The sequence below is a fragment of the Vibrio jasicida 090810c genome, assembly GCF_002887615.1.
GTDB classification, from domain to species: domain Bacteria; phylum Pseudomonadota; class Gammaproteobacteria; order Enterobacterales; family Vibrionaceae; genus Vibrio; species Vibrio jasicida.
In genome coordinates, this window is the sequence record NZ_CP025793.1 from 2,265,021 (window position 1) to 2,285,608 (window position 20,588).

The window sequence follows — 20,588 nt, forward strand, 5'->3', positions numbered from 1 at the left end:
TTAAATACATTTTTGTGAGAATCGAGTTGGAAAAAGCAACTAAATTAGACCGCATCCGCGCGGACTACAATGTTCACTACTGGAGCCAAGGCTTCTACGGAATTGATGACCAAGGCGAGGTATACGTATCTCCTCGTAGTGACCGTGCACACCAAATCCCTTTCAGTGCGATTGTAAATGAACTAGAAGCTAAGCAGTTGAATCTGCCTGTGTTAGTGCGCTTCCCACAAATCGTACACCAACGCGTGCATGGCATTTGCCAAGCTTTCAACCAAGCAATTGAAGAATACCAATATCCAAACAAATACCTGTTGGTGTACCCAATTAAAGTAAACCAACAGCGTGAAGTGGTTGATGAGATCTTAGCAAGCCAAGCACAGCTAGAAAATAAACAGCTGGGTCTTGAAGCAGGCAGTAAGCCAGAGCTATTGGCAGTACTTGCACTGGCTCAACAAGGCAGCTCCGTGATCGTGTGTAATGGCTACAAAGACCGTGAATACGTGCGTCTAGCACTGATCGGTGAAAAGCTAGGTCACAAAGTATTTATCGTACTAGAGAAGCTATCTGAGCTTGATCTAGTACTTGAAGAAGCAAAAAGCTTGGGCGTAACACCACGTCTTGGCTTGCGTATCCGCCTTGCATCTCAAGGTGCGGGTAAATGGCAAGCAAGCGGCGGTGAGAAATCGAAGTTCGGTCTATCTGCGTCTCAAGTATTGAGCGTGATTGATCGTCTAAAACGCGAAGACAAACTGGACACCATGCAGTTGGTTCACTTCCACCTTGGCTCACAGATGGCAAACATCCGTGACGTGCGTAATGGCGTAAACGAATCAGCACGTTTCTACTGTGAATTACGTGCCATGGGTGCAAACATTGATTACTTCGATGTTGGCGGCGGTTTAGCAGTAGACTACGACGGCACACGCAGCCAATCTTCGAACTCGATGAACTACGGCCTTGCAGAATACGCGCGCAACATCGTAAATACCGTCGGTGATGTGTGTCAGCAGTACGAACAACCGATGCCAGTGATTATCTCTGAATCGGGTCGCTCTTTAACTGCACACCACGCTGTACTTATCTCTAACGTCATTGGTACTGAAACATACCAACCGGAAGAAGTGTTCGAGCCAGCTGCAGACGCTCCATTCTTGCTACAAAACATGTGGCGAAACTGGGAGAACCTGCAAGATGGTACGGATGCGCGTGCATTAATTGAAATTTACAACGATACCCAAAGCGATTTGGTAGAGGTTCACTCACAATTCGCGACTGGCGTACTAAACCTTGAACAACGTGCGTGGGCAGAGCAACTGTCACTACGCATTTACTTCGAACTAAGTCGTCAAATGAGTACTAAGAACCGTTTCCACCGTCCTATTTTGGATGAGTTGAGCGAACGTCTTGCAGACAAGTTCTTCGTGAACTTCTCTCTTTTCCAATCCCTGCCAGATGCATGGGGTATTGATCAGGTCTTCCCTGTTCTGCCGCTTTCTGGTCTCGGTGATGTAGAAGAGCGTCGTGCGGTGATGTTGGACATCACTTGTGACTCCGATGGCGTAATTGACCACTACGTTGATGGCCAAGGCATTGAGAGCACGCTACCAGTACCAGCATGGAGCAAAGACAAACCGTACCTAATGGGCTTCTTCCTAGTAGGCGCATACCAAGAAATCCTTGGCGACATGCACAACCTATTTGGAGATACCCACAGTGCAGTAGTCAACGTTGATGAAGAAGGTCAGTTTGAGATCAGCTACATCAACGAAGGTGATAGCGTAGAAGACATGATGCGCTACGTTCACATCGACGTAGATGCGATTCGTGACAATTACAAACAATTGGTTTCAGCACGTGTTGAAGCCAGTGAACAAGAACAAATCCTAGCTGAACTAGAACAAGGTTTGGCAGGCTACACCTATTTAGAGGACTTCTGATATGAATGATTTGTTTACTAAAACCGATTATTCGCTTTACTCCAACTCTATGTCGTTTCTACGTCGACCGTACATCAAAAATCCAGTATCGGCTGACGCAGACGTTGTAGTGCTAGGGGTTCCTCTGGACATGGCGACTTCTGGTCGTCCTGGTGCGCGTATGGGTCCAGATGCGATCCGTCGTGCGTCAGTAAACCTTGCTTGGGAAGGCAAGAAGTTCCCTTGGGACTTCAACGTATTTGATAAATTGAAAGTGATCGACGCAGGTGACCTTGTGTTCGATTGTGGTGATGCTGAAGATTTCACTTACCGCCTAGAAGCGGCAACAAGTGAGATTCTAAAGAGCGGCAAGACAATGCTAGGCTTGGGTGGTGACCACTTCATCACGCTACCAATCCTACGTGCTTACGCAAAACACCATGGTCAAATGGCACTGATTCACTTCGATGCGCACACTGACACGTACGCAAACGGCAGTTCTTACGACCACGGTACTATGTTCTACCATGCACCAAAAGAAGGTCTGATTTCTGCGAAGAACTCAGTTCAAATTGGTATTCGTACTGAATATGACCAACAAGATCACGGCTTCAATGTGATCAACGCAATGCAAGCGAACGACATGTCGGTAGAAGAGATTCTGGCAGAGGTTAGTCGCACGGTTGCGGATAAGCCTGTGTATGTCACTTTTGACATCGACTGTCTGGATCCGGCGTTTGCACCGGGTACAGGTACACCAGTTTGTGGCGGTCTGAACTCAGATAAAATTCTGAAGATCATTCGTGGTTTCGCTGGCATGAACATCGTAGGTATGGACGTAGTGGAAGTCTCCCCTCCTTACGACCACAGCGATGTAACGGCATTGGCTGGCGCAACTGTCGCACTTGAGTTGCTTTACGCCTACGCTTCAGGTCGCGAATAACAAAAGTTGTTTTAAGTAAACGCTGTTTTTTAAAGGGAGTCTCGGCTCCCTTTTCTGTTTTTAAAGCACCTCAAAATTAGATTAGTTTTTCTAATCCAAATCATAGATTTTTATCTTGCTCAACTTCACACTTTTTGATTGCTAAGTCGGCACTCAAGCTCTAATATCTCGCGCCTAGATTCCCTAATCGCCTTATTCATTTGGCTCTCCTTAATGGAGCGCTAAGGCTTTTTACGTCCTAATTTTTAGAGAGATACGCAAATGTCCGCCTCGTTTCCATTAGCGAAACTTACCTTTTTAATCGCAATTCTGACTGCCGTAGGTCAAATGACTCAAACGATGTACGTGCCTTCTATCGGTCATATGGCGGGTGAGTTCTTGGTATCAGCGTCGTCACTTCAAGCCGTGATGGCGTGTTACCTGATCCCTTACGGTCTATCGCAATTCATCTATGGTCCGCTTTCTGATCGCCTCGGTCGTAAACCAATTATCGTTGCTGGCTTGATCATCTACATTCTTGGCACTTTGGTGGCGCTATTTGCTCATGAGTACGAATGGTTTCTAGCGGGTAGCTTCATCCAAGGTTTGGGTATCGGCTGTGGTGGAGCTATGTCTCGAACTCTGACTCGTGACTGTTTTGAAGGCGCAGAGCTGCACCGTGCAAACAGCTTGATCAGCATGTGTGTGATTTTCTCACCATTGATGGCCCCTGTACTGGGCGGTTACCTAACTGAAGCTTTCGGTTGGCGCTCTAGCTACTTATTCCTCGCACTATTTGGTATCGCGGTGGTCATTACCATGATGACAAGCATGATGGAAACCTTGCCGAAAGAGCGCCGCAAACATGAATCTGTGGCAAAGAGCTACAAGTTCGTGCTTTCAGACAAACGCTTCCAAGGCTTTTTATTGGTGTTGGTTGCTACGTTCGCAGGCGTGGCAGTATTTGAAGCAGCAGCCGGTGTACTATTAGGCGGCGTACTTGATTTACCAGCAACCACTGTCAGTTTGCTGTTTGTTTTACCGATTCCAGGTTACTTAATCGGTGCAGGTCTATCGAGCTATATCGCGCAACGTCGTTCTGAGCGCCGTGCTTTGAATGTTGGTCTAGTCGCTATCTTAGTTGGCTCAGCAGTGGTATTGATTCCGGGTCTGTTTGGTCTCACAACGGCGTTGACTCTGATTGGCGGTGCAACTATTTACTTCTTGGGGGCGGGCATTTTGTTCCCAGCGGCAACAACAGGTGCACTTTCACCGTTCCCATACCACGCGGGCACTGGCGGTGCGATTTTGGGTGGCATGCAAAACCTAGGTGCGGGCATCGCGACGCTGTTGGCTTCGTTCTTCCCGGCACAAGACCAAATGCCGCTAGGTTGTTTGATGATGGCAATGTCGATCATCGCCATGCTTGGTCTGCGTTGGGTTAATCGCAAGCACGACCACTCAAACGAAATGCCATTGGCGATCTAAAATCTGACGCTCATCACCCAAAAGGGACATACTGAAAAGTGTGTCCCTTTTTTGTTGCACACATCTTACCCTTTAGCTCTCATCCACCAGCAATTGCATTTAACATCCCATCCAATCTTTGCTAAAAAGAACAGTTGCTTATACAGAAATTATTCGTTTGCCATTCGATATAAAGATATTCACTGGAAGAACACAAACGTACTTTTACTCGCAAGATAAATGAATGGCGAAAAAACACGAGAAGAGTACACAATAAGGATACACAGATGCGTTTCACTTTAACCACGTTGGCCGTATCGGTCGCGCTAGTCGTCGGATGCAGCAATCAAGGATTACCAACCATGAACCATTACTCCCAATCGCAACTCGTTGCTCAACAAACCCAAGCACCCGTTGCTAAGAAAGTTCCTCATGCAATGAATATTCATGGTGATACACGAATCGATAATTACTACTGGATGCGTGATGATGAGCGCCAAGAACCAGAAATCTTGCAACACCTTGAGCAAGAGAATCAGTACGCAGAAACTGTTTTAAAACACACCGAAGCACTACAAGAACAGCTTTTTGAAGAGATCAAAGGTCGTATTGCGAAAGATGACAATTCAGTACCCGTTCGAAAAGGCAGTTACTACTACTCGAATGAAGTGACGGGCGATAACGAATACGAAGTACATCTGCGAGCAAAAGACTTTGCAGGTAAAGATAAGCAAGTCATCTTAGATGTAAACGACCTGGCAAAAGAACATGAGTTTTTCAGTATTGGCGGATTAACGATCAGCCCAAATGAAAACTTGTTGGCTTATGGCGAAGATACGCTGAGTCGCCGTATTTACACCATCAAGATCAAAGACCTCACGACGGGTGAATATCTAAAAGATGAAATTGAAGGTGCTTCAAGTGCGATTGCATGGCAAAACGACAACCAAGCTTTCTACTACATCAAGAAAGACCCTCAAACACTTTTAGGTTATCAGGTTTACCGCCATGTATTAGGCACGCCTCAGACTAGCGATGAGCTGATCTACGAAGAAACCGACAGCGCTTACTACACCTTCTTGAGTAAGAGTAAAGACGGTGAGCAAGTTTACATTTGGCACTCAAGCACAGAAACAAGTGGCGTGTCTGTGATTGATGCTAACAACCCGAACGCCAAAGCTGAAGCTTTCTACCCTAGAGAGACTGGTATTGAGTACAGCATCGCTAAATTAGGTGATTGGTACTACATCTACACCAACTATCAAGCCGTAAACTTCCGTTTAATGAAAGTGAAAGCTGAAGAGATGCATGACCGCTCTAAATGGGTCGATGTCATTCCTGCTAATGACAATTCTCAGCTAGTCGATTTCGACTTGTTTGACGATCACCTTGTTTATGAGCAGCGTACGAATGGCTTGTCGACTGTGAAGGTTCGTCAATTATCAACAGGCAAAGAGTTTCCACTCGAGTTCAACGATACGGCTTTTGCTGCTTACCTAACCGGCAACCTTGAACTAGACAATTCAAAAGTTCGCATCTACTACAGCAGCCTGACGACACCGGGGACTTACTATGATTTCGACCTAAATACAGGTGAGTCTGAAATCATGAAGCAAACTCCAGTACTTGGTGATTTTGATGCTGATAACTATCAATCAGAGCGCATCATGGTTGCTGCTCGTGATGGTAAGCAAGTGCCAGTCTCATTGGTTTACCGCAAAGACCTATTCAAGAAAGACGGCACTAACCCAATCTACCAGTACGGTTACGGCTCATACGGTTCCACCATCGAGCCAACATTCCGCTCAACCCGCCTGAGCTTACTTGATCGCGGATTTGTATACGCAATCGCTCACATTCGTGGTTCAGAAATGCTTGGTCGTCCTTGGTATGAAGATGGCAAAAAGCTGACTAAACAAAACACCTTCAATGACTTCATCGACGTAACCAAAGGACTGGTTGAAGAAGGCTACGGTGCCAAAGATAAAGTGTTTGCTGTTGGTGGCTCTGCAGGTGGCCTATTGATGGGCGCTATTATCAACCAAGCACCAGAGCTCTACCGTAGTATTAGCGCGCACGTTCCGTTTGTTGACGTAGTGACGACCATGTTGGATGAGTCGATTCCTCTCACGACCAACGAATACGATGAGTGGGGTAACCCGAATGATAAAACCTACTACGACTACATGCTGAGCTACTCACCGTACGACAACGTGAAGGCTCAGAATTATCCGAACATGTTAGTGACAACGGGTTTGCATGACTCACAAGTCCAGTACTTTGAGCCAATGAAGTGGGTAGCCAAACTTCGTGAAATGAAAACCGATGATAATGTCTTGCTGTTCAAAACCGATATGGAAGCAGGCCATGGCGGCGCTTCTGGTCGATTCAAACGATTAAAAGAAGACGCGCTTGAGTACGCTTTCTTCTTAGACTTGTTGGAAACGAAATAAGCTCTATTAGGGCCTGCTTTTGAGCTGATATAAAAAGAAAAACGCCTACTCACAGCGAGTAGGCGTTAACACAATAAATGTGTTTAGGCAGTAGAAACTGTCCTATTTATTAGAAGTAGTAACGAGCACCTAGAGTCCAGTAGTCGTTTTCTTCGTTGTTGTAGTCGTTACCTAGATCAAACTGGTAAGCAGCAAACGTGTAGAAAGATGGCGTCACTGCATACTCAGCTTGTAGAGCCGTTTCGCTAGTAACTGTCTTGTTGTCTTTCTCGTCTTCCACGCCTTCGTAGTTAACACTGAATGTCCAGTTGTTAACGCCGTAAGCCAATAGACCTTCAAGCTGGCTTGTTTCTTCACGCATATCGTAGAAGTAGTCATTCATGCCATATACTATTGCTGCGTATAAACCTGAACCATAAGTACCGTAGTTAGCAGAGAATACGTGAGAAGTTGCTGACTCGTTTTTAGCACCAACCTCAACGTCACCACCACTGTATACGTAGCCTAGACCGAAGCCTGCAAGCTCAGTGCTTAGAGCGATTTGGCCACGTTGGTCATAAATTGATTGTTCACCCTGCCAGCCTAGACCAACGTTCAGACCAAACCCTTCACCAAACTGAAAGCCCTTGCGGTAGCTAAGCATTTTGTCCGCACGTGCAGTACCTAGGTTGCCTTGGTTGTCGTATAAGAAGTCATTGGCAAACGCGATTGGTAAATCCGCAACGCCAGCTACGTCGTAGTATGGTGCCCATTGAGTACCTGCAACTACACGTCCGTATTGCTCATGTGTCGCGCCAATGTAACCTAAACGTGTTTTGAATGAAGTGTCGCCACCATTAAGGTAATTAAGTGCCCATTCACCTTTAGCATCGATAGTTACGCCGTTACCGATGTCTTTTTTACCGCCGATGTTAATACGCGGCGATACTTGGTGAACTTTAACTTCTTCTTCAAAGTACTCACCAACGCCCACAGATACGTGGCCGCCGATAGAAAGAGATGTGCCGTCGCTGTTGTAAACTTCTGCTGCGAAGACCTGAGAACCACCTGCTAGTGCCGCCACTGCAACGGCTAGAGTTTTCATTTTCATTGTTAACATCCATATAGTTGTTTGTACTGGTTCGCCCCGACAACAAAAGCAAAAAGCATCAATCGCAACGAACAGATAACAAAGTAGTAATGAAATATAAATGAAACAAATACTTTCTTATGCAACTGGTATTATTTGTGGTTAATTTTTGATCTTGATCCCATAAAAAAAGGGAACTTTTCAGTTCCCTTCATAATTTGTGTGGTGTTTTGCGTGTTACAACTGCCAGCGTGCGAGTGGCTTCTCAGTTTTGATACCTTTACTGCCCCATCGGTCAATAACATCAATTTGCAGTATGCGATCCTGTGAAACTAATGAAGTTAACGTTTTTGACGGGCGTTTATCAGTGATCAGCCACAGAGTTTCATCTTCCTCAAATTGAGCTTTTAAAGATAGTTTCTCTGCCTCTGACCATTCCAATTCTGGTTTGAATTGGCGATCGACCACAAACAGTTGGTTTCCTGATGCAAAATCTTCTAACGATTCACCCAACAATACCACCGAATCGATCTCTTTTTCGAAAATTACTTCTTGTTGTTGATTGATCAGCTCCCGCACGTCTAGCATCAAGGCTTGCTGGTTCTTTTCAATCTGAGCTTGATGTTGAGGGTATACCTTTTGTAAATCTTCACCGACAATCGCTGCCATTCGAATCAAGTTACTCGGATTCATCCATGCGTATTTTGACGTCTCACCATTATCCAACGTCAATGCCGCAACACCTTGTGCTCTCGGTGAAATCGCTTGAGAGGCATCAATCTCTATCAAGCGTACATTTCCCTGGCGCGCATACACAAAAGTAGGGTCTTGATGCCAAACAGCACCTAGCGTGATCGCTACCGTTGCGCTCTTTCCTGCAGCGGTAGCTTGTTCATGTCCTTTACTTGCAAACCAATTCACCAAACGCTCAATCCCGTAACGTTTAGGCGGCAAGTAAGTCGTCTCGATATCCGTACCTTGCATCAACTGCTGAGCCAACATGTAGGTCACAGGAGTGCTCGTAACAATGTCTTTGGCAAAAGCAAACGGCGCTGCTGTACTCGCTATTGCCAAGCTCAATCCCATAATTATCTTTTTCGTGTTCATATTCGAATATCCAGATTTAAGCTTTGCGCACAATGCGATACATGGTTGCAGTTAAAAAGAAGATTGCCGAAACAATGATGATCGACGCACCAGATGGCACAGGTAGTTCCAACTCCATCGGTAAGACAGTGCCAACCAAGCACGCGATGGTCGCCAGTAATGATGAGAGCAACACAAAGCTCCCCATTCTCTTCGTAAGAAGGCGGGCTGTTGCACCAGGAATCAGCAGTAATGCCCCGACTAATACGGCGCCAATGATCTTCACCGCTGCAATGGTCACAAGCGTGATCATCATGACGAACAAGTAATCGTAGAAGCTGGTATTGAATCCACGGACACGCGCAATATCTGGGCTGATGCAAGTCAGTAATATGCGGTTAAATGTCGGGATCAAAAGCAATAAGATGATCAAACAACTCACGGCAAGAATCGTAATGTCTCTGTCTGTTACCGTCAGAATTGAACCAAATAGAACATTCTCCAGCATGTGGATATTGATCTTGCGTGCCACGTACATCAGCAAGGCTGCACCGACGGCTAGGGCCAGTGCTAGAAATACGCCGACTAATGTATCGTAAGGAACATTGGTTCGATTTCGCACGAAATGCAGCAGCAGTGCGAAGATCATGCAGAAGCTAAATAATCCAATGAATGGGTTTTCTGGTGGCTCACCAAGCAGTACACCAATCGCAATACCTGTTAGTGCAGCATGACCGACGGCCTCAGAAAAGAACGCTAAACGCTTCGCAATGACTAGCGTACCTAAACCACCCAGTAAGGGACCAAGAATGAGTGCAGCCACTATCGCGTTGACCATAAACGCGTAAGCAAAACTGTCACTTAGCCAACCAGCTTCCACACCATGCAGAGCGAGATCTCTTAACCAATCCATTACGCCGCCTCCACTTTTGCTGTGTAGTGCTTAAACAACGACTCGATACGTTCTGGACTCAATACTTCTGAGTGGTGCCCTGACGCAACAATTTGACGATTCACGACATGGACCTGAGCATCCAAACGACGTACAGCCGTTACATCATGATGCACAGCAAGCACGGTTTTACCTTCCCCAACCACTTCATGAATTAAGCTTTCAAGGTAACGAACACCTTGCTCATCCATGCCTGTCGTTGGCTCATCCAAAACAAGCAGACTAGGTTCGTCTAATAACGCTTGAGCGAACAAAACACGCTGCTGCTCACCACCCGATAACTGCCCCATTCGTCGGTCACTACGCGAAGCCATACCAACGCGCTCTAGTTGAGCAAGCGCTTGTTGAATTTGCTTGGTCTTACGTCGCCAAAACAGAGGCACTCTGGTTTGGTTAAGCAAAACGAAATCCATAACCGTGAGCGGCAGACTAGCTTCAAACATGGCTTTTTGTGGTACATAACCAATATTGCCCGCTTTTTTCGTATGCGCTGGTTCCGGCCAATGAACTGAGATATCGCCAGTAAAAGGCGTTAGCCCCAATACAGAACGCAACAAAGATGTTTTACCACCGCCATTTGGCCCCATGATGACGTGGCATTGACCAGCATCAAATTGGGTGTGAATGTCTTGTAGAATCAGGTTGTCACCATATTGAAGGCTTACCCTGTCGAGAGAGATAGAAGGCCCTAACATCAAGCTTTCTCCTGTTCGTGCTTGCTTGCAACGAACTTCATCGCTTCAATCAGAGTTGCGACGTTCTCACGCATCTCGACTTCAACCTTGTTGGCTTCATACTCTCCATGAGTCATGTGAGAAAAACGGTAAAGCTGTACACCAGTAGCTTCTTCAATCGTATCCACAAAGCGGTTTGGCATGTTTAATTCGTAAAACAGCACATCAATACCAGATTGACGAATCTTCTCTATCGTTTCTTGTAACTGGCTTGCGCTTGGCTCTACACCATGAGCAGGTTCGATAACTGCTGCGACGTCAACGCCGAATTCCTGCAAGATGTAACCATAAGCATTATGCGTAGTAGCGACCTTCATACCTGCAGTATCAAGTTGCCCTAAAGACAACATGGCGTCACGCTTCAAAAGGCGAAATGTTTTTGCGTAAGAGCGCGCATTCTTGCGATAAAACGCCGCGTTTTCTGGGTCAAGCTTGCTTAGCTCACTCGCAATCGTGTAAACTTTTTGAATCGTGGTCGATAAACCAACAAACGTATGCGGGTTAACTGCGCCTTTACCGACTGATTGACCCATCGCAGGTAGCAGTGGCACTTCTTTGTTCGCCTCTATCACCACGAGGTCGTCACGTTGTGCAGCTTGAATCACTTTAAGAGCAAAATCATCGTGCCCGATACCATTGACCACAATCACATCCATTTGCTTCAAACGCTTTAGATCATTAGGTTGAGGTAAATAGTTATGAGGGTTAAAACCTGCATCCACCAGCGGTAGAATTTCTGCTTTGTCACCGACCACAGCTTTCACATAGCTGTAGTATGGTTGAAGCGTAATACCAATATTGAGCTTATCTGCTGCAAAGCTCGATGAAGCTACTGCCAGCAATGCACTAGCCGTTATAATTCGACGTAGAAAAGATCGTTTCATCATAGTTTTTATCGTTAAAATTGAGCTTAATGGGAGTGAGCATTTGAAGACGTAGCAGGGACAAGAACTATTTGTTGCCAACCTTGCTTCTGGCGTTCGCTTATTTCCGCAAGAGATAAATCAGACGCCTTTGCTGTGGATTGAATAAACCAAATGTCAGCGTGTTCATTCCGACTATCGAGAAGCATGGAAGCCGCGCCTTTTTCATCTTGCCTTACACCGAGATAAATCCCTGCATCTAAGCGTTGCCATTGATGAGAGCCTTTTCGCTGCCAGCTTTGGTCTTGCACAAATGGGGCAACCCAAAATTCTTCCAATTCGCTGACGTCAGGCCACTCGCCAGCATCTAGATGAAGATCTCGAATCTCTTCATGTGCCAACTTTAGCTCGGCGATCATCGCAAGTTCTTCTTGTTCAAGATCAGTGATGAGCACTTGATGAGACTGCACGTCAGTATGTTCAGTTTCTGTCTGATGATGAGGCAGCAAAATCGTGGAGACCGCAAGAATACCTGCGATGGTTAGAGCAACCCATTTACCTTCTCGACTGCCGTTATCCGGTCTGATCTTCTGGGTAATCATTTCTCTTTCAACTCAACGATATCCACTTCTACTGGGTTTTCATGCCCCGCATCGAAAACCAAATAAAAATCGGTTTGAGGATGTGTGAACTCAGCAATGGAGCGTTTATCTGTCGTTACTTTGGCGATCAAGTTGTCGTCGTAATCGTACATTTCAACGTCATAGTCCACTGCGGTAGAACCGTCTGAATAGCCTGCCTCGCAAATCACTTTATCTTGCTCTAAATGGCAACTCATCAATGGAAAGTGCGCGAACGCTTGAGAAGAGATAAAACCAGCAACCAACACTGAGGTTTTGAGAATAGAAACGTTTTTCATGATGCATCCAAATTGGCTCAGCGTAAGGCTGAGCCAAATTTTGATTAGTTAAGTTGAGTTTCAAACGTTAGGTGAACGTTCATGCTTGCTTTGTCCGCAAGTGGATCGTTTTTCAGCTCACCCTTGTAGTTTGCTTTCATTAAGTAGCGACCTGCTACATCTGGCGTGAAGGTGATTTTTCCATCCTTGTCACTGACCACATCGATTTGCTCTTGATGGTTGCGATACAGAGTACCTTCACGCGTAATTTCCGCCGTGACACCTTGCTGAGGCTCGCCGTTAAAGAAGAATTGGAATATCACTTCTTCACCTTCAATAATGTCTGAAGGGTGCGTAATCGGCTTCATTTCCAACAGCTTACCTTCAATCTCTAGCGCCTTTTCTGTTGGCATACCAACCGTTACATAGCTTTCTGCACGTGTGTAACTAAGTTGGGTAACAACATCACGTGCCTTTTCAGGAATCACACTTGCGCGATCTGCTTTGCTCGCTTTCGCCCACTTAACCGTGTCACGACGGCCTGCTTTGTACTGGGTGTAGTAGCTAGGTTGGTTATTGATAGCCACTTTGTGTGTGCCTTCTTCTTCGAAGTAGAAGTCAAACATCGAACGGCGCTTACCGCGTACCACAAAGTTCGGACGCTCAGAACGACCATCTGGCATGATCACGAACGCTTGCTCGCTACCTGCTGGCTTATCGAATACAAACGTACCGTGAGACGCTGTCACATCGAACGTTAGCCAATCACCGCCTTCTTTTGATACCGTAAAGTGAGAAGGGAGAACCCAACGAGGGTGCGCTTGTGCTGTTGTCGCGGCCGCTAGCCCCATTGCCATTACACTTGCTAATGCCACCGCTTTCATCTTGGTTTTCATTATTATTCCTTCTCTATCACTTAATTTGGTAATTGACGGTAATGACACCCGTCTCTTCCGTTGGTTTTATTTGGTAGCGTACTTCACTGTCCGCTAACTGCATTTTTTGACGTAAGTAATTACGGCCACCGTGTTCACGCACGACTTCGACATGTAAGGTGTAATTGCCCTGCTCGAGTCGTTGACCATCATCATTAGTGCCATCCCAAACGAATCGGTATTGGCCTGCAGGTCGAGTGGCTGACGTTACGGCATCGACCAATTCGCGGTCGTAACGACCTACTTTGCGCCACCAGCTGCGAAGATCTTTCAACCACTCATCTTTACCAACCCAAAGCTGAATGGTTTTGACTGGCTTACGCTTTTCATCTTCGATCCATACTGCGACATAAGGTCTTGCGTACATCGAGGTATCAATCTTTGGTAACTCAAACTCAAAGTCGACTTTGGCATTATCTGGAAAGGGAGCGGCCATAAGCGGCAAAGGAGATAAAGCCGCGATCAATGCGGCTTTACTAAACGGGTGACGGCGAAAAATTCGGCCTATGTTTAACATTGGTTTTTTCTCTGAATAGGCTGTTATGGCACAGCGAAAAAATAAATAACGAGTGATAACGCAGTCCCAAAACTCATCCACTGCATTGATGTTCTAAAAGTCTTTTTCTTTGGAAGCAGCAAACACACACCGGTCAGCACAAAAAACACCATTAGCAGGGCTGTTATGTCGATAAACCATTTCCATGTATCACCACTGTTGCGACCTTTATGTAGGTCGTTTAGCAGCGCAACCATGCCGTAGTTGGTGGTTTCAACTTCAGCTTCACCCGTCGTCATATCGACGAAAACGGTGGCGTTGTAGCCTGGGCCTTTGAAATCTAAAGAGAGTTCACCAATCATCAATTCACCATCCTCAACCTCGGTATACACATCGAGTGCTGATGGTGTGCCTCGTAGGTCTGTTTCTTGTGTTAAGAAACTTAACAGGGCAGAGCGATTGGGTTGGAAGCTTCCTTCATTCGCAAATAGTTGCTCGGAAGGAACTGTGAGTGTGTGTTGCTGAATGATGGGTTCACTGCGCTCAAACAATTCTGGTCGGTTCAACGTAATACCAGTTACCGCAAAAAACAGCGTCACCAATAAAAGAGCCATAGAAATATAAACGTGCAGACGGCGTGCCCAAGTCTGGACGCCTTTGCTTTTGAACAACATAGAAAACAATCATCACCAGTAAATGAGGGAGTAATTTAGGTGATAATCATTCGTATTGGCATTTAATTTACATTGTTTACGTTTGATCAAAAAGCATTGCTCCCGTCGATACTGACGGGAGCAAATAAGAGGGGGCGTTATCGAGCGAGAATGGGATAAGTAAAGAAAACCAAGTGACAGAAATTAAACACGAAGTGAGCGAGCACAGCGCACCATAAACGGCCAGTAAAATGGAAGACCAAACCGTACCCAGCCCCTGCAAGCGCGGCAAATACCATTAATAGTGGACCACCAGCAAAATGAGCCAAACCAAACAAAAGACTCGCAACTACCAAGCCAACTCGCCAGTCAAAGCGACGGGATAACGCCTGCTGTATAAATCCACGAAATAGCGCTTCTTCTGCCACACAAGTCAGGACTAAGTTGTTTAAAGCAAATAACCACCACCAAGATGGCAAACTCAATTCAGGCCTTAAAGCTCCAAGCACTGACGCAATAGGCAGCAATAAGAGCAAAGGAATCATCACCAGCAATGCCGGTTTGACTCTTACCTTTGACTCACCACCTAACAAAATAGGACAAGCCAATAAGAGCGCAAAGAAGGCAAGCGGCTTGTCTAAGTTAAGGTACATAGAGAACGGAGCGCTCAACGGCCCCGCAGATACCTTGTCGAGCACTTGCAGATTATTGAATCCCGGGATCAGATGGACAAACCACAAGACACACCAAACAATCACGATTCCCCACCCCAAATAGAAAATGGGTTTCATTTTTGGCTGCGCTTTTAGCCTTGAAGCGAGACTGGGAATTCGGTATGACACGACAAGCACAAACAAAGAGCTGACCAAGGCAATAAGCTCAATACGGCCAAGAATAAAGCCGCCAAACAAGGTGATGCCAAGCAATACGAGTGCGACTCCAGTATGGCGGAGAAAAGCCGCTGCTATCGCCAAAATTAACGGGCACCATAGCCAGATGTCAGAATCGAGAATCATTGTATTATCCTTATAAAAAAAGCTGACGTTCCAGTCTTATCGCTGGATAACGGTAATATAACGTTATGATATTTAAAAAGAGATCGAACCAGACTCAATATTTACAAACAAAAAGACCCGAGATATAACCCGGGTCTTTCGATCGTTGATGCATGTTCTATTATCACATGGACTTAGCTGTTCTGGCTCGCTTTCACTTTACGTAACTGAGATAGGTATTTCACCCAACTCTCAGCTTGAGTTGAGGGCTCAATCTCATTGGCGCGTTTTGCGTTGGCAAGAGCGTCTTCAATGCGTTTCAGCTTGTAGTAGGCACGAGTCTTAACCAATGCCACATCCGCTTTGCGACCCGAGACTTTATCCAATGCAATCAGAGCATCTTTGTAGTGCCCTTCTTGGACAAGCAATTGAGACAAGTTCCAATAGTATTGGCGATCTAGCTTCGAGGCTACGCGCCAACTCGCTATCGACTTATCCCATTCTTTCGCCATTTGCCAGTACGTAGCTTGCTGCGCTTTAAGTTTGCTATCTGAGTTAACTTCATTTAACTCACCCAGCACTTTTGCCGCACGCTCTGGAATACCGCGCTTGCCATACAGCTGAGCAAGAAGTTTGAGGTCATCTTGGTTCAACTCTACGCCTTTCAGCTTCGCAAGAGCCAAAGCATCAAGAGCACGCTTATCATCATCCACACGTAGATACAGAGCAACAAGCTGACGCCACCATTCCACACGCTCAGGCTCGATCGCAATCAAACGTTTGATCGTGCCAATCGCAGGCTGCCACTTTTTCAGCTCTAGCTCTGCAGATAGCTTGATGGACAGTGGTGCCATTTCGTCTGGCTGGCCATATTTCTCATAACGAGCCATTGCAGAGAGAACTTTATTCCACTGACTTAACTGGTAATGAGACTGTGCAATACGCAGCCAAATTTCATGCGCCTTTTGGCTCTCAGGAACGGATTTACTCAAGTCGTAATAATGTGGCAAAGCTTTAGAGAACTGTTGTTCATTGAGCAACATATCAGCCAGCATCTTACGTGTTTGCCAAGCTTGCTCGTCTTTCAACAGACCGCTATTCACAGCGATCTCCAGTTGTTTGATGGCAGGCTTAACTTGCTCATTCTGCCAGTAGAAAATACCCAGCATTCGCGCCACAAACGCTTGATCGTAACCACGAGATAAATCAAGGCCTTCAAGAGTTGAAATGGCTTCTTGCAGCTTTTCTTCTTGCGCTAGGTTATGAGCGCGTTGAACACGAGTCGCCGTGTATTGACTCAGTTCATTCGCGACGGTGGTAAAAGCACTTAGGCTTAATACCGCACCGATTAAGAATTGCTTCATCATTTGGCTAACTTGAACTCCACTTTAGCGGTTTGTCCGAACTGCTCAATTGAGACACCATCTTCAACTTTCGGTTGATATTTCCATTTCTTAAGCGCTCGAATCGCTTCTTTTTCAAACATACGCTTTGGCTTGGCATCAATCACTTCAATATCTTTTGGGCGACCCGTGGCATCTATCGTGAATCGCATGATGACGTAACCTTCCATTTTACGTTTCAGTGCTTTGCTCGGATAACGAGGATCAACGCGGTACAGAGGTAATGCTTGCTGGTTACCCATCGTGCCTTTTAAATTAGGAGCACTGATCGCAATGCCATCCAGTGCAGTGTTCAAACCCAATGCGCTAATTGGCGTCACTTGGCTCATCGGCTCTACTTGGGTTTCCGCTTGAGACAAATCCATCGATTCTGGTGCTTTTGGTGGTTCTGGCTGTTCAGGAACAGAACGTTGACGACGTTGAACATCAGCATCATTCTCGACCATCACCATGTCAAAGCGCACCGCCTCTGATGGTTGAGGTGCGCGTTGATTGCCTTTATCGACCATCCACGCCATAAAGCTAAACAAGCTCACCGCAATCAAAATTGACGCTGGTAGCGCGAGTAGTAGCCTGCCCATTAAGGTTTCTCCGCTGCCAATGCGATGTTCTTCACGCCAGCACCTTTCGCCGCATCCATCACCTTCACAACCGTTCCGTTGTATGCATGTTCATCCGCTTGAATGACAAGTGATGCCTCTGGTTGCTCAAGTAACAAGTGCTCAATGGTCGCTTCTACACGTTCGATATCCACCAAACGTTTATCGATGTACACATCGTTCGCTGCTGTCACCGCAATAAAAATGCCTGCGTCTTTTTGGCTAACCACATTCGATGCTTGTGGTCGGTTAACTTCTACACCTGACTCACGTACAAATGAACTGGTCACAATGAAGAAGATTAGCATGATGAACACGATATCCAGCATCGATGTTAGATCGATCTGGGCTTCATCTTGTTGATTATTTCTACGTCCGAGTCTCACTTCTGACTCCTTAAAGATTGTTCTAACTGGAGGGCTTTACGCTCACACACTTTGCTCAAACGTGCATGGACAAACATGCCTGCAAGTGCCGCAACCATACCTGCCATGGTTGGCAGTGTTGCAAGTGAAATGCCTGAAGCCATCAATTTTGGATTGCTACTGCCTTGTGTGGCCATCACATCAAAAACCGTGATCATGCCAGTCACCGTACCTAGCAAACCTAACATCGGGCAAATCGCCACGAGTACTTTGATGGTTGATAGGTTTTGGCGCAGTTCAATGTGTGCTTTTGCAATCCATCCTTCGCGGATTTGATGCGCGTACCAAGAGTGGTGGTCAGGTCTTGCTAGCCACTGCTCACAAAGCTGTTTCTTCACCTTCGGAAACTCCGTTGTCAGGTAAAGTACACGCTCCATAACCAGTAGCCAGCACACCGCAACAACGGCCGCTAGCCACCATAGGATTTGGCCACCTTGCTGCATAAAGCTCATCAAGGTTGAGGCCCAATCCTCACTGATCAAACCCAATGTGTTGAGTAGGATCTGCTCCATTACGCTGCGTTCTCCGCTGTCGTGTTAGGGTTGTTTTTGCCTTTTGGCATATCGCGCTCAGCTTGTTCCGCAACAAGACCAATGCCTTGCTTTTCAAGAATATTGCGAATGTTCTCTGCTTGAGAGCTCAAGACGTTATGAGCAAGAAGCAATGGCATTGCCGCAACAAGACCAAGAACAGTTGTAACTAGCGCCATAGAGATACCACCTGCCATGACTTTTGGATCGCCATTACCAAACTGAGTGATCACTTGGAACGTTTCGATCATGCCTGTTACCGTACCTAATAGACCAAGCATCGGTGCTAGAGCAGCAAGCAGTTTCAGCATCGACAACCCCTTCTCAAGGTGAGTTTGCTCGTCAACTACCGCTTCTAATAAGCGAAGCTCTAATGCTTCAACGCTACGATGTTTGTCTTTTTGGTATACCGCAAGGATACGACCAAGCGGGTTGTCTTCTGGTTGAGTTGGGTTCTTTAACTGTTTGGCGATTTTTTGGCGAGCAATCATCAATGACACACCACGAACCAACGCGATGATCAAACCAACCGCTAATAATCCAAGAATGATTTGACCAACGACACCACCTGCATTCAGGCGATCCGTCATTGTCGGTGAATTTGCCAATTGCTCAAGCAAGATGCCGCGTGATGGGTCAATCACTAAAGAATCGATTTCACCCGAGTTCAGCGAGCTTGATGTTGGTCCATTTTCTGGTTGGCGGAGGTAGCTCACTGCATCGCCGCGTTGACCGTTCCACTTAACGTAACCAGCGTCATCCAATAGCGCCATTGAGCCAAGGCGAACACCATTGACCGTTTGTTCACGACCTTCACCATCAAGCAGAGTGAATGACACTTTCGCCATCTCACCACTGGCTTTAACTTGTTCTTCCATACTGCGCCACATCGCTTGAAGCTGAGGCAGAGTAGGCAGTAATTTCGCCGCTACGATATCATCGATGTTTTGTTGGAAAGTGTTCGCGTCTACACCAGTGACCGAGTGCTTAAGCTCTGCTTCCAGCTCTTTTGCATTTTGACGAACAACACCAAACAACTCACCCAAGCTACCTGTTTCTAAACGTAGTTTTTCTTCTAGTTTCGCCAGTTCAGCTTCGTTTTCACTAAAAGTAACACCAAGCGTGTCAGCTTCTGCTTGTAGCGCCGCACGTTCTGCTACAAGCTTATTCTTCATTGCCTGTAGCTCTTGCTGAGTCTTGTTAAAACCAGATTCACGAGCCACGTTATGGGATTGCTGTTGGCGATTTTCTTGTTGTGCTTTTTGCAGCAGAGTGTCACTTGCAAACGTCGTATGCGGTAAAAGCGCAGCAGTAGAAATCAATGCAACCGATAGCCATTTCTTCATCATTTATTTGCCCTCCGCTACGTTTAGAGACACTGGCAGAGTTAGCATGCTTGGTGCGATCTGTTTATTTGCCATGGCAAACGCTTTATCGAGTTCAGATTTTTGTTCTGAACCAACGGACTGCCATGCGTTCTGTGGTTGTGACCAGCTCCAGAAGTGTTCACCAGATAGGCTACGCGCAACTAGCGACACGCGACCTAAGTAAAGAATATCAGCCTCAACTTGGTCGTTACCTTCCAATGTAATCTTGCCTTGGTAGATACCAATCTTAGTGCCGTAGTCCATTTCGATTTGGTACGCTTCTAGAATACGACGGAACTTCTCAGCATCCGCGACATCTGCTCGAGTCATCATGGCATCAAGCTTAGCAATACGCTCCTCACGCTGCGCTTTGCGGATCGGCTTATCATTCGCAACGATAGTCTTTAGACCATCCAGCATGTGATACATAAGCGGGACCACACCTTGACGAGTTTGAGCGATTTGTTCAATTTGCTCATTCAAACTTGCCACTTCCTCGTTTTGGCTATCAACAAGGTTTGAAAGGTGGTCGCGATAAATCGTCAAGTTGCTGACTTCTTCATTCAACTGTTCAATTTCAGCTTCTAGTGACAAAGACTTCTCAGCACTTGCATCGATACGCTTCTGGCTTACCGCAGACGCTTGGTTAGTTTTACTCTGCACAGCTTGAGCATCGTTAAGATTTTCCGCTTGAACGGGAATCAAAACCGATGTGATCAACAGAGCGATACTTGATTTCATTAGATTCATACGAGTTATATTTTCTGTTTTCCAAAAACGACTAAAGGGGAAGACAACTCTTCCCCTTTAAAAATCAGTTTGTTA

Annotated in this window: 21 protein-coding genes; 4 read left to right on the forward strand and 17 right to left on the reverse strand. The window is 46.1% G+C overall.

From position 1 onward, the window contains the following. Positions 1–26: 26 nt before the first annotated feature. The 4 genes from speA to C1S73_RS27580 all read left to right on the forward strand — a co-directional run bounded on the left by speA (position 27) and on the right by C1S73_RS27580 (position 6,758). On the forward strand, positions 27–1,937 hold the full coding sequence (speA, locus tag C1S73_RS27565; RefSeq protein WP_038868570.1) for an arginine decarboxylase: 1,911 nt from the start codon (positions 27–29) through the stop codon (positions 1,935–1,937). A 1-nt stretch (position 1,938) separates the two neighbouring features. Continuing rightward, complete coding sequence (gene speB, locus C1S73_RS27570) at positions 1,939–2,859, forward strand: agmatinase (RefSeq protein ID WP_038868525.1); 921 nt, start codon at positions 1,939–1,941, stop codon at positions 2,857–2,859. A 261-nt stretch (positions 2,860–3,120) separates the two neighbouring features. Continuing rightward, a complete protein-coding gene (gene emrD, locus C1S73_RS27575) occupies positions 3,121–4,326 on the forward strand; it encodes a multidrug efflux MFS transporter EmrD (protein ID WP_038868524.1) in 1,206 nt (401 codons plus the stop codon). Positions 4,327–4,592: 266 nt separating this feature from the next. Next, the gene (locus tag C1S73_RS27580; RefSeq protein WP_038868523.1) at positions 4,593–6,758 is read left to right on the forward strand and encodes a S9 family peptidase; all 2,166 of its coding nucleotides are present in this window, start codon (positions 4,593–4,595) and stop codon (positions 6,756–6,758) included. 109 nt (positions 6,759–6,867) lie between these two features. Here the strand turns inward: C1S73_RS27580 and C1S73_RS27585 are convergent, their stop codons facing one another. The 17 genes from C1S73_RS27585 to C1S73_RS27665 all read right to left on the reverse strand — a co-directional run bounded on the left by C1S73_RS27585 (position 6,868) and on the right by C1S73_RS27665 (position 20,513). Continuing rightward, positions 6,868–7,848 (reverse strand): porin, encoded by a 981-nt coding sequence (locus tag C1S73_RS27585; RefSeq protein WP_038868521.1) that lies wholly within the window; start codon positions 7,846–7,848, stop codon positions 6,868–6,870. Positions 7,849–8,064: 216 nt separating this feature from the next. Then, positions 8,065–8,934 carry a metal ABC transporter solute-binding protein, Zn/Mn family gene (locus C1S73_RS27590; protein ID WP_038868520.1) on the reverse strand — a complete coding sequence of 290 codons (870 nt, stop codon included), beginning with the start codon at positions 8,932–8,934 and terminating at the stop codon, positions 8,065–8,067. A 16-nt stretch (positions 8,935–8,950) separates the two neighbouring features. Further along, positions 8,951–9,826: a metal ABC transporter permease gene (locus C1S73_RS27595; protein WP_009705126.1), complete on the reverse strand. Its 876-nt coding sequence runs from the start codon at positions 9,824–9,826 to the stop codon at positions 8,951–8,953. After that, positions 9,826–10,560, reverse strand: a complete 735-nt coding sequence (locus C1S73_RS27600; RefSeq protein WP_038868519.1) for a metal ABC transporter ATP-binding protein — start codon at positions 10,558–10,560, stop codon at positions 9,826–9,828. The genes C1S73_RS27595 and C1S73_RS27600 overlap by 1 nt, the downstream gene beginning before the upstream one ends. Next, positions 10,560–11,486, reverse strand: coding sequence for a metal ABC transporter solute-binding protein, Zn/Mn family (locus tag C1S73_RS27605; protein ID WP_038868518.1), 927 nt, complete (start codon positions 11,484–11,486; stop codon positions 10,560–10,562). The genes C1S73_RS27600 and C1S73_RS27605 overlap by 1 nt, the downstream gene beginning before the upstream one ends. A 23-nt stretch (positions 11,487–11,509) precedes the next feature. After that, positions 11,510–12,064 (reverse strand): DUF6162 family protein, encoded by a 555-nt coding sequence (locus C1S73_RS27610; protein ID WP_038868517.1) that lies wholly within the window; start codon positions 12,062–12,064, stop codon positions 11,510–11,512. Further along, positions 12,061–12,381, reverse strand: a complete 321-nt coding sequence (locus C1S73_RS27615; RefSeq protein ID WP_005438283.1) for a hypothetical protein — start codon at positions 12,379–12,381, stop codon at positions 12,061–12,063. The genes C1S73_RS27610 and C1S73_RS27615 overlap by 4 nt, the downstream gene beginning before the upstream one ends. A gap of 44 nt (positions 12,382–12,425) precedes the next feature. After that, entirely contained in the window at positions 12,426–13,256 is an 831-nt protein-coding gene (locus C1S73_RS27620) for a DUF4198 domain-containing protein (protein WP_038868516.1), read from the reverse strand. A 16-nt stretch (positions 13,257–13,272) separates the two neighbouring features. Continuing rightward, complete coding sequence (locus C1S73_RS27625) at positions 13,273–13,812, reverse strand: DUF2271 domain-containing protein (RefSeq protein WP_038868515.1); 540 nt, start codon at positions 13,810–13,812, stop codon at positions 13,273–13,275. A 23-nt stretch (positions 13,813–13,835) separates the two neighbouring features. Continuing rightward, on the reverse strand, positions 13,836–14,465 hold the full coding sequence (locus C1S73_RS27630) for a PepSY-associated TM helix domain-containing protein (RefSeq protein WP_038868514.1): 630 nt from the start codon (positions 14,463–14,465) through the stop codon (positions 13,836–13,838). Between the two features lie 137 nt (positions 14,466–14,602). Continuing rightward, positions 14,603–15,460, reverse strand: coding sequence for a CPBP family intramembrane glutamic endopeptidase (locus tag C1S73_RS27635; RefSeq protein WP_038868513.1), 858 nt, complete (start codon positions 15,458–15,460; stop codon positions 14,603–14,605). Positions 15,461–15,633: 173 nt separating this feature from the next. Then, positions 15,634–16,806 carry a tetratricopeptide repeat protein gene (locus tag C1S73_RS27640; protein ID WP_038868511.1) on the reverse strand — a complete coding sequence of 391 codons (1,173 nt, stop codon included), beginning with the start codon at positions 16,804–16,806 and terminating at the stop codon, positions 15,634–15,636. After that, entirely contained in the window at positions 16,803–17,423 is a 621-nt protein-coding gene (locus tag C1S73_RS27645) for an energy transducer TonB (RefSeq protein WP_038868510.1), read from the reverse strand. Before C1S73_RS27645 ends, C1S73_RS27640 begins: the two co-directional genes overlap by 4 nt. Next, positions 17,423–17,827, reverse strand: coding sequence for an ExbD/TolR family protein (locus C1S73_RS27650; RefSeq protein ID WP_005438299.1), 405 nt, complete (start codon positions 17,825–17,827; stop codon positions 17,423–17,425). Before C1S73_RS27650 ends, C1S73_RS27645 begins: the two co-directional genes overlap by 1 nt. Continuing rightward, entirely contained in the window at positions 17,824–18,378 is a 555-nt protein-coding gene (locus tag C1S73_RS27655; RefSeq protein ID WP_009705136.1) for a MotA/TolQ/ExbB proton channel family protein, read from the reverse strand. Before C1S73_RS27655 ends, C1S73_RS27650 begins: the two co-directional genes overlap by 4 nt. Further along, positions 18,378–19,745 (reverse strand): MotA/TolQ/ExbB proton channel family protein, encoded by a 1,368-nt coding sequence (locus C1S73_RS27660; RefSeq protein WP_038868509.1) that lies wholly within the window; start codon positions 19,743–19,745, stop codon positions 18,378–18,380. Before C1S73_RS27660 ends, C1S73_RS27655 begins: the two co-directional genes overlap by 1 nt. Continuing rightward, entirely contained in the window at positions 19,746–20,513 is a 768-nt protein-coding gene (locus tag C1S73_RS27665; RefSeq protein WP_038868508.1) for a DUF3450 domain-containing protein, read from the reverse strand. Positions 20,514–20,588 lie beyond the last annotated feature (75 nt).

Bases quoted from the DNA above. Each gene is read 5' to 3' on its own strand.
- speB (WP_038868525.1), top strand. From the start codon at position 1,939: ATGAATGATTTGTTTACTAAAACCGATTATTCGCTTTACTCCAACTCT.
- emrD (WP_038868524.1), top strand. From the start codon at position 3,121: ATGTCCGCCTCGTTTCCATTAGCGAAACTTACCTTTTTAATCGCAATT.
- C1S73_RS27580 (WP_038868523.1), top strand. From the start codon at position 4,593: ATGCGTTTCACTTTAACCACGTTGGCCGTATCGGTCGCGCTAGTCGTC.
- C1S73_RS27585 (WP_038868521.1), bottom strand. From the start codon at position 7,848: ATGAAAATGAAAACTCTAGCCGTTGCAGTGGCGGCACTAGCAGGTGGT.
- C1S73_RS27590 (WP_038868520.1), bottom strand. From the start codon at position 8,934: ATGAACACGAAAAAGATAATTATGGGATTGAGCTTGGCAATAGCGAGT.
- C1S73_RS27595 (WP_009705126.1), bottom strand. From the start codon at position 9,826: ATGGATTGGTTAAGAGATCTCGCTCTGCATGGTGTGGAAGCTGGTTGG.
- C1S73_RS27600 (WP_038868519.1), bottom strand. From the start codon at position 10,560: ATGTTAGGGCCTTCTATCTCTCTCGACAGGGTAAGCCTTCAATATGGT.
- C1S73_RS27605 (WP_038868518.1), bottom strand. From the start codon at position 11,486: ATGATGAAACGATCTTTTCTACGTCGAATTATAACGGCTAGTGCATTG.
- C1S73_RS27610 (WP_038868517.1), bottom strand. From the start codon at position 12,064: ATGATTACCCAGAAGATCAGACCGGATAACGGCAGTCGAGAAGGTAAA.
- C1S73_RS27615 (WP_005438283.1), bottom strand. From the start codon at position 12,381: ATGAAAAACGTTTCTATTCTCAAAACCTCAGTGTTGGTTGCTGGTTTT.
- C1S73_RS27620 (WP_038868516.1), bottom strand. From the start codon at position 13,256: ATGAAAACCAAGATGAAAGCGGTGGCATTAGCAAGTGTAATGGCAATG.
- C1S73_RS27625 (WP_038868515.1), bottom strand. From the start codon at position 13,812: ATGTTAAACATAGGCCGAATTTTTCGCCGTCACCCGTTTAGTAAAGCC.
- C1S73_RS27630 (WP_038868514.1), bottom strand. From the start codon at position 14,465: ATGTTGTTCAAAAGCAAAGGCGTCCAGACTTGGGCACGCCGTCTGCAC.
- C1S73_RS27635 (WP_038868513.1), bottom strand. From the start codon at position 15,460: ATGATTCTCGATTCTGACATCTGGCTATGGTGCCCGTTAATTTTGGCG.
- C1S73_RS27640 (WP_038868511.1), bottom strand. From the start codon at position 16,806: ATGATGAAGCAATTCTTAATCGGTGCGGTATTAAGCCTAAGTGCTTTT.
- C1S73_RS27645 (WP_038868510.1), bottom strand. From the start codon at position 17,423: ATGGGCAGGCTACTACTCGCGCTACCAGCGTCAATTTTGATTGCGGTG.
- C1S73_RS27655 (WP_009705136.1), bottom strand. From the start codon at position 18,378: ATGGAGCAGATCCTACTCAACACATTGGGTTTGATCAGTGAGGATTGG.
- C1S73_RS27660 (WP_038868509.1), bottom strand. From the start codon at position 19,745: ATGATGAAGAAATGGCTATCGGTTGCATTGATTTCTACTGCTGCGCTT.
- C1S73_RS27665 (WP_038868508.1), bottom strand. From the start codon at position 20,513: ATGAATCTAATGAAATCAAGTATCGCTCTGTTGATCACATCGGTTTTG.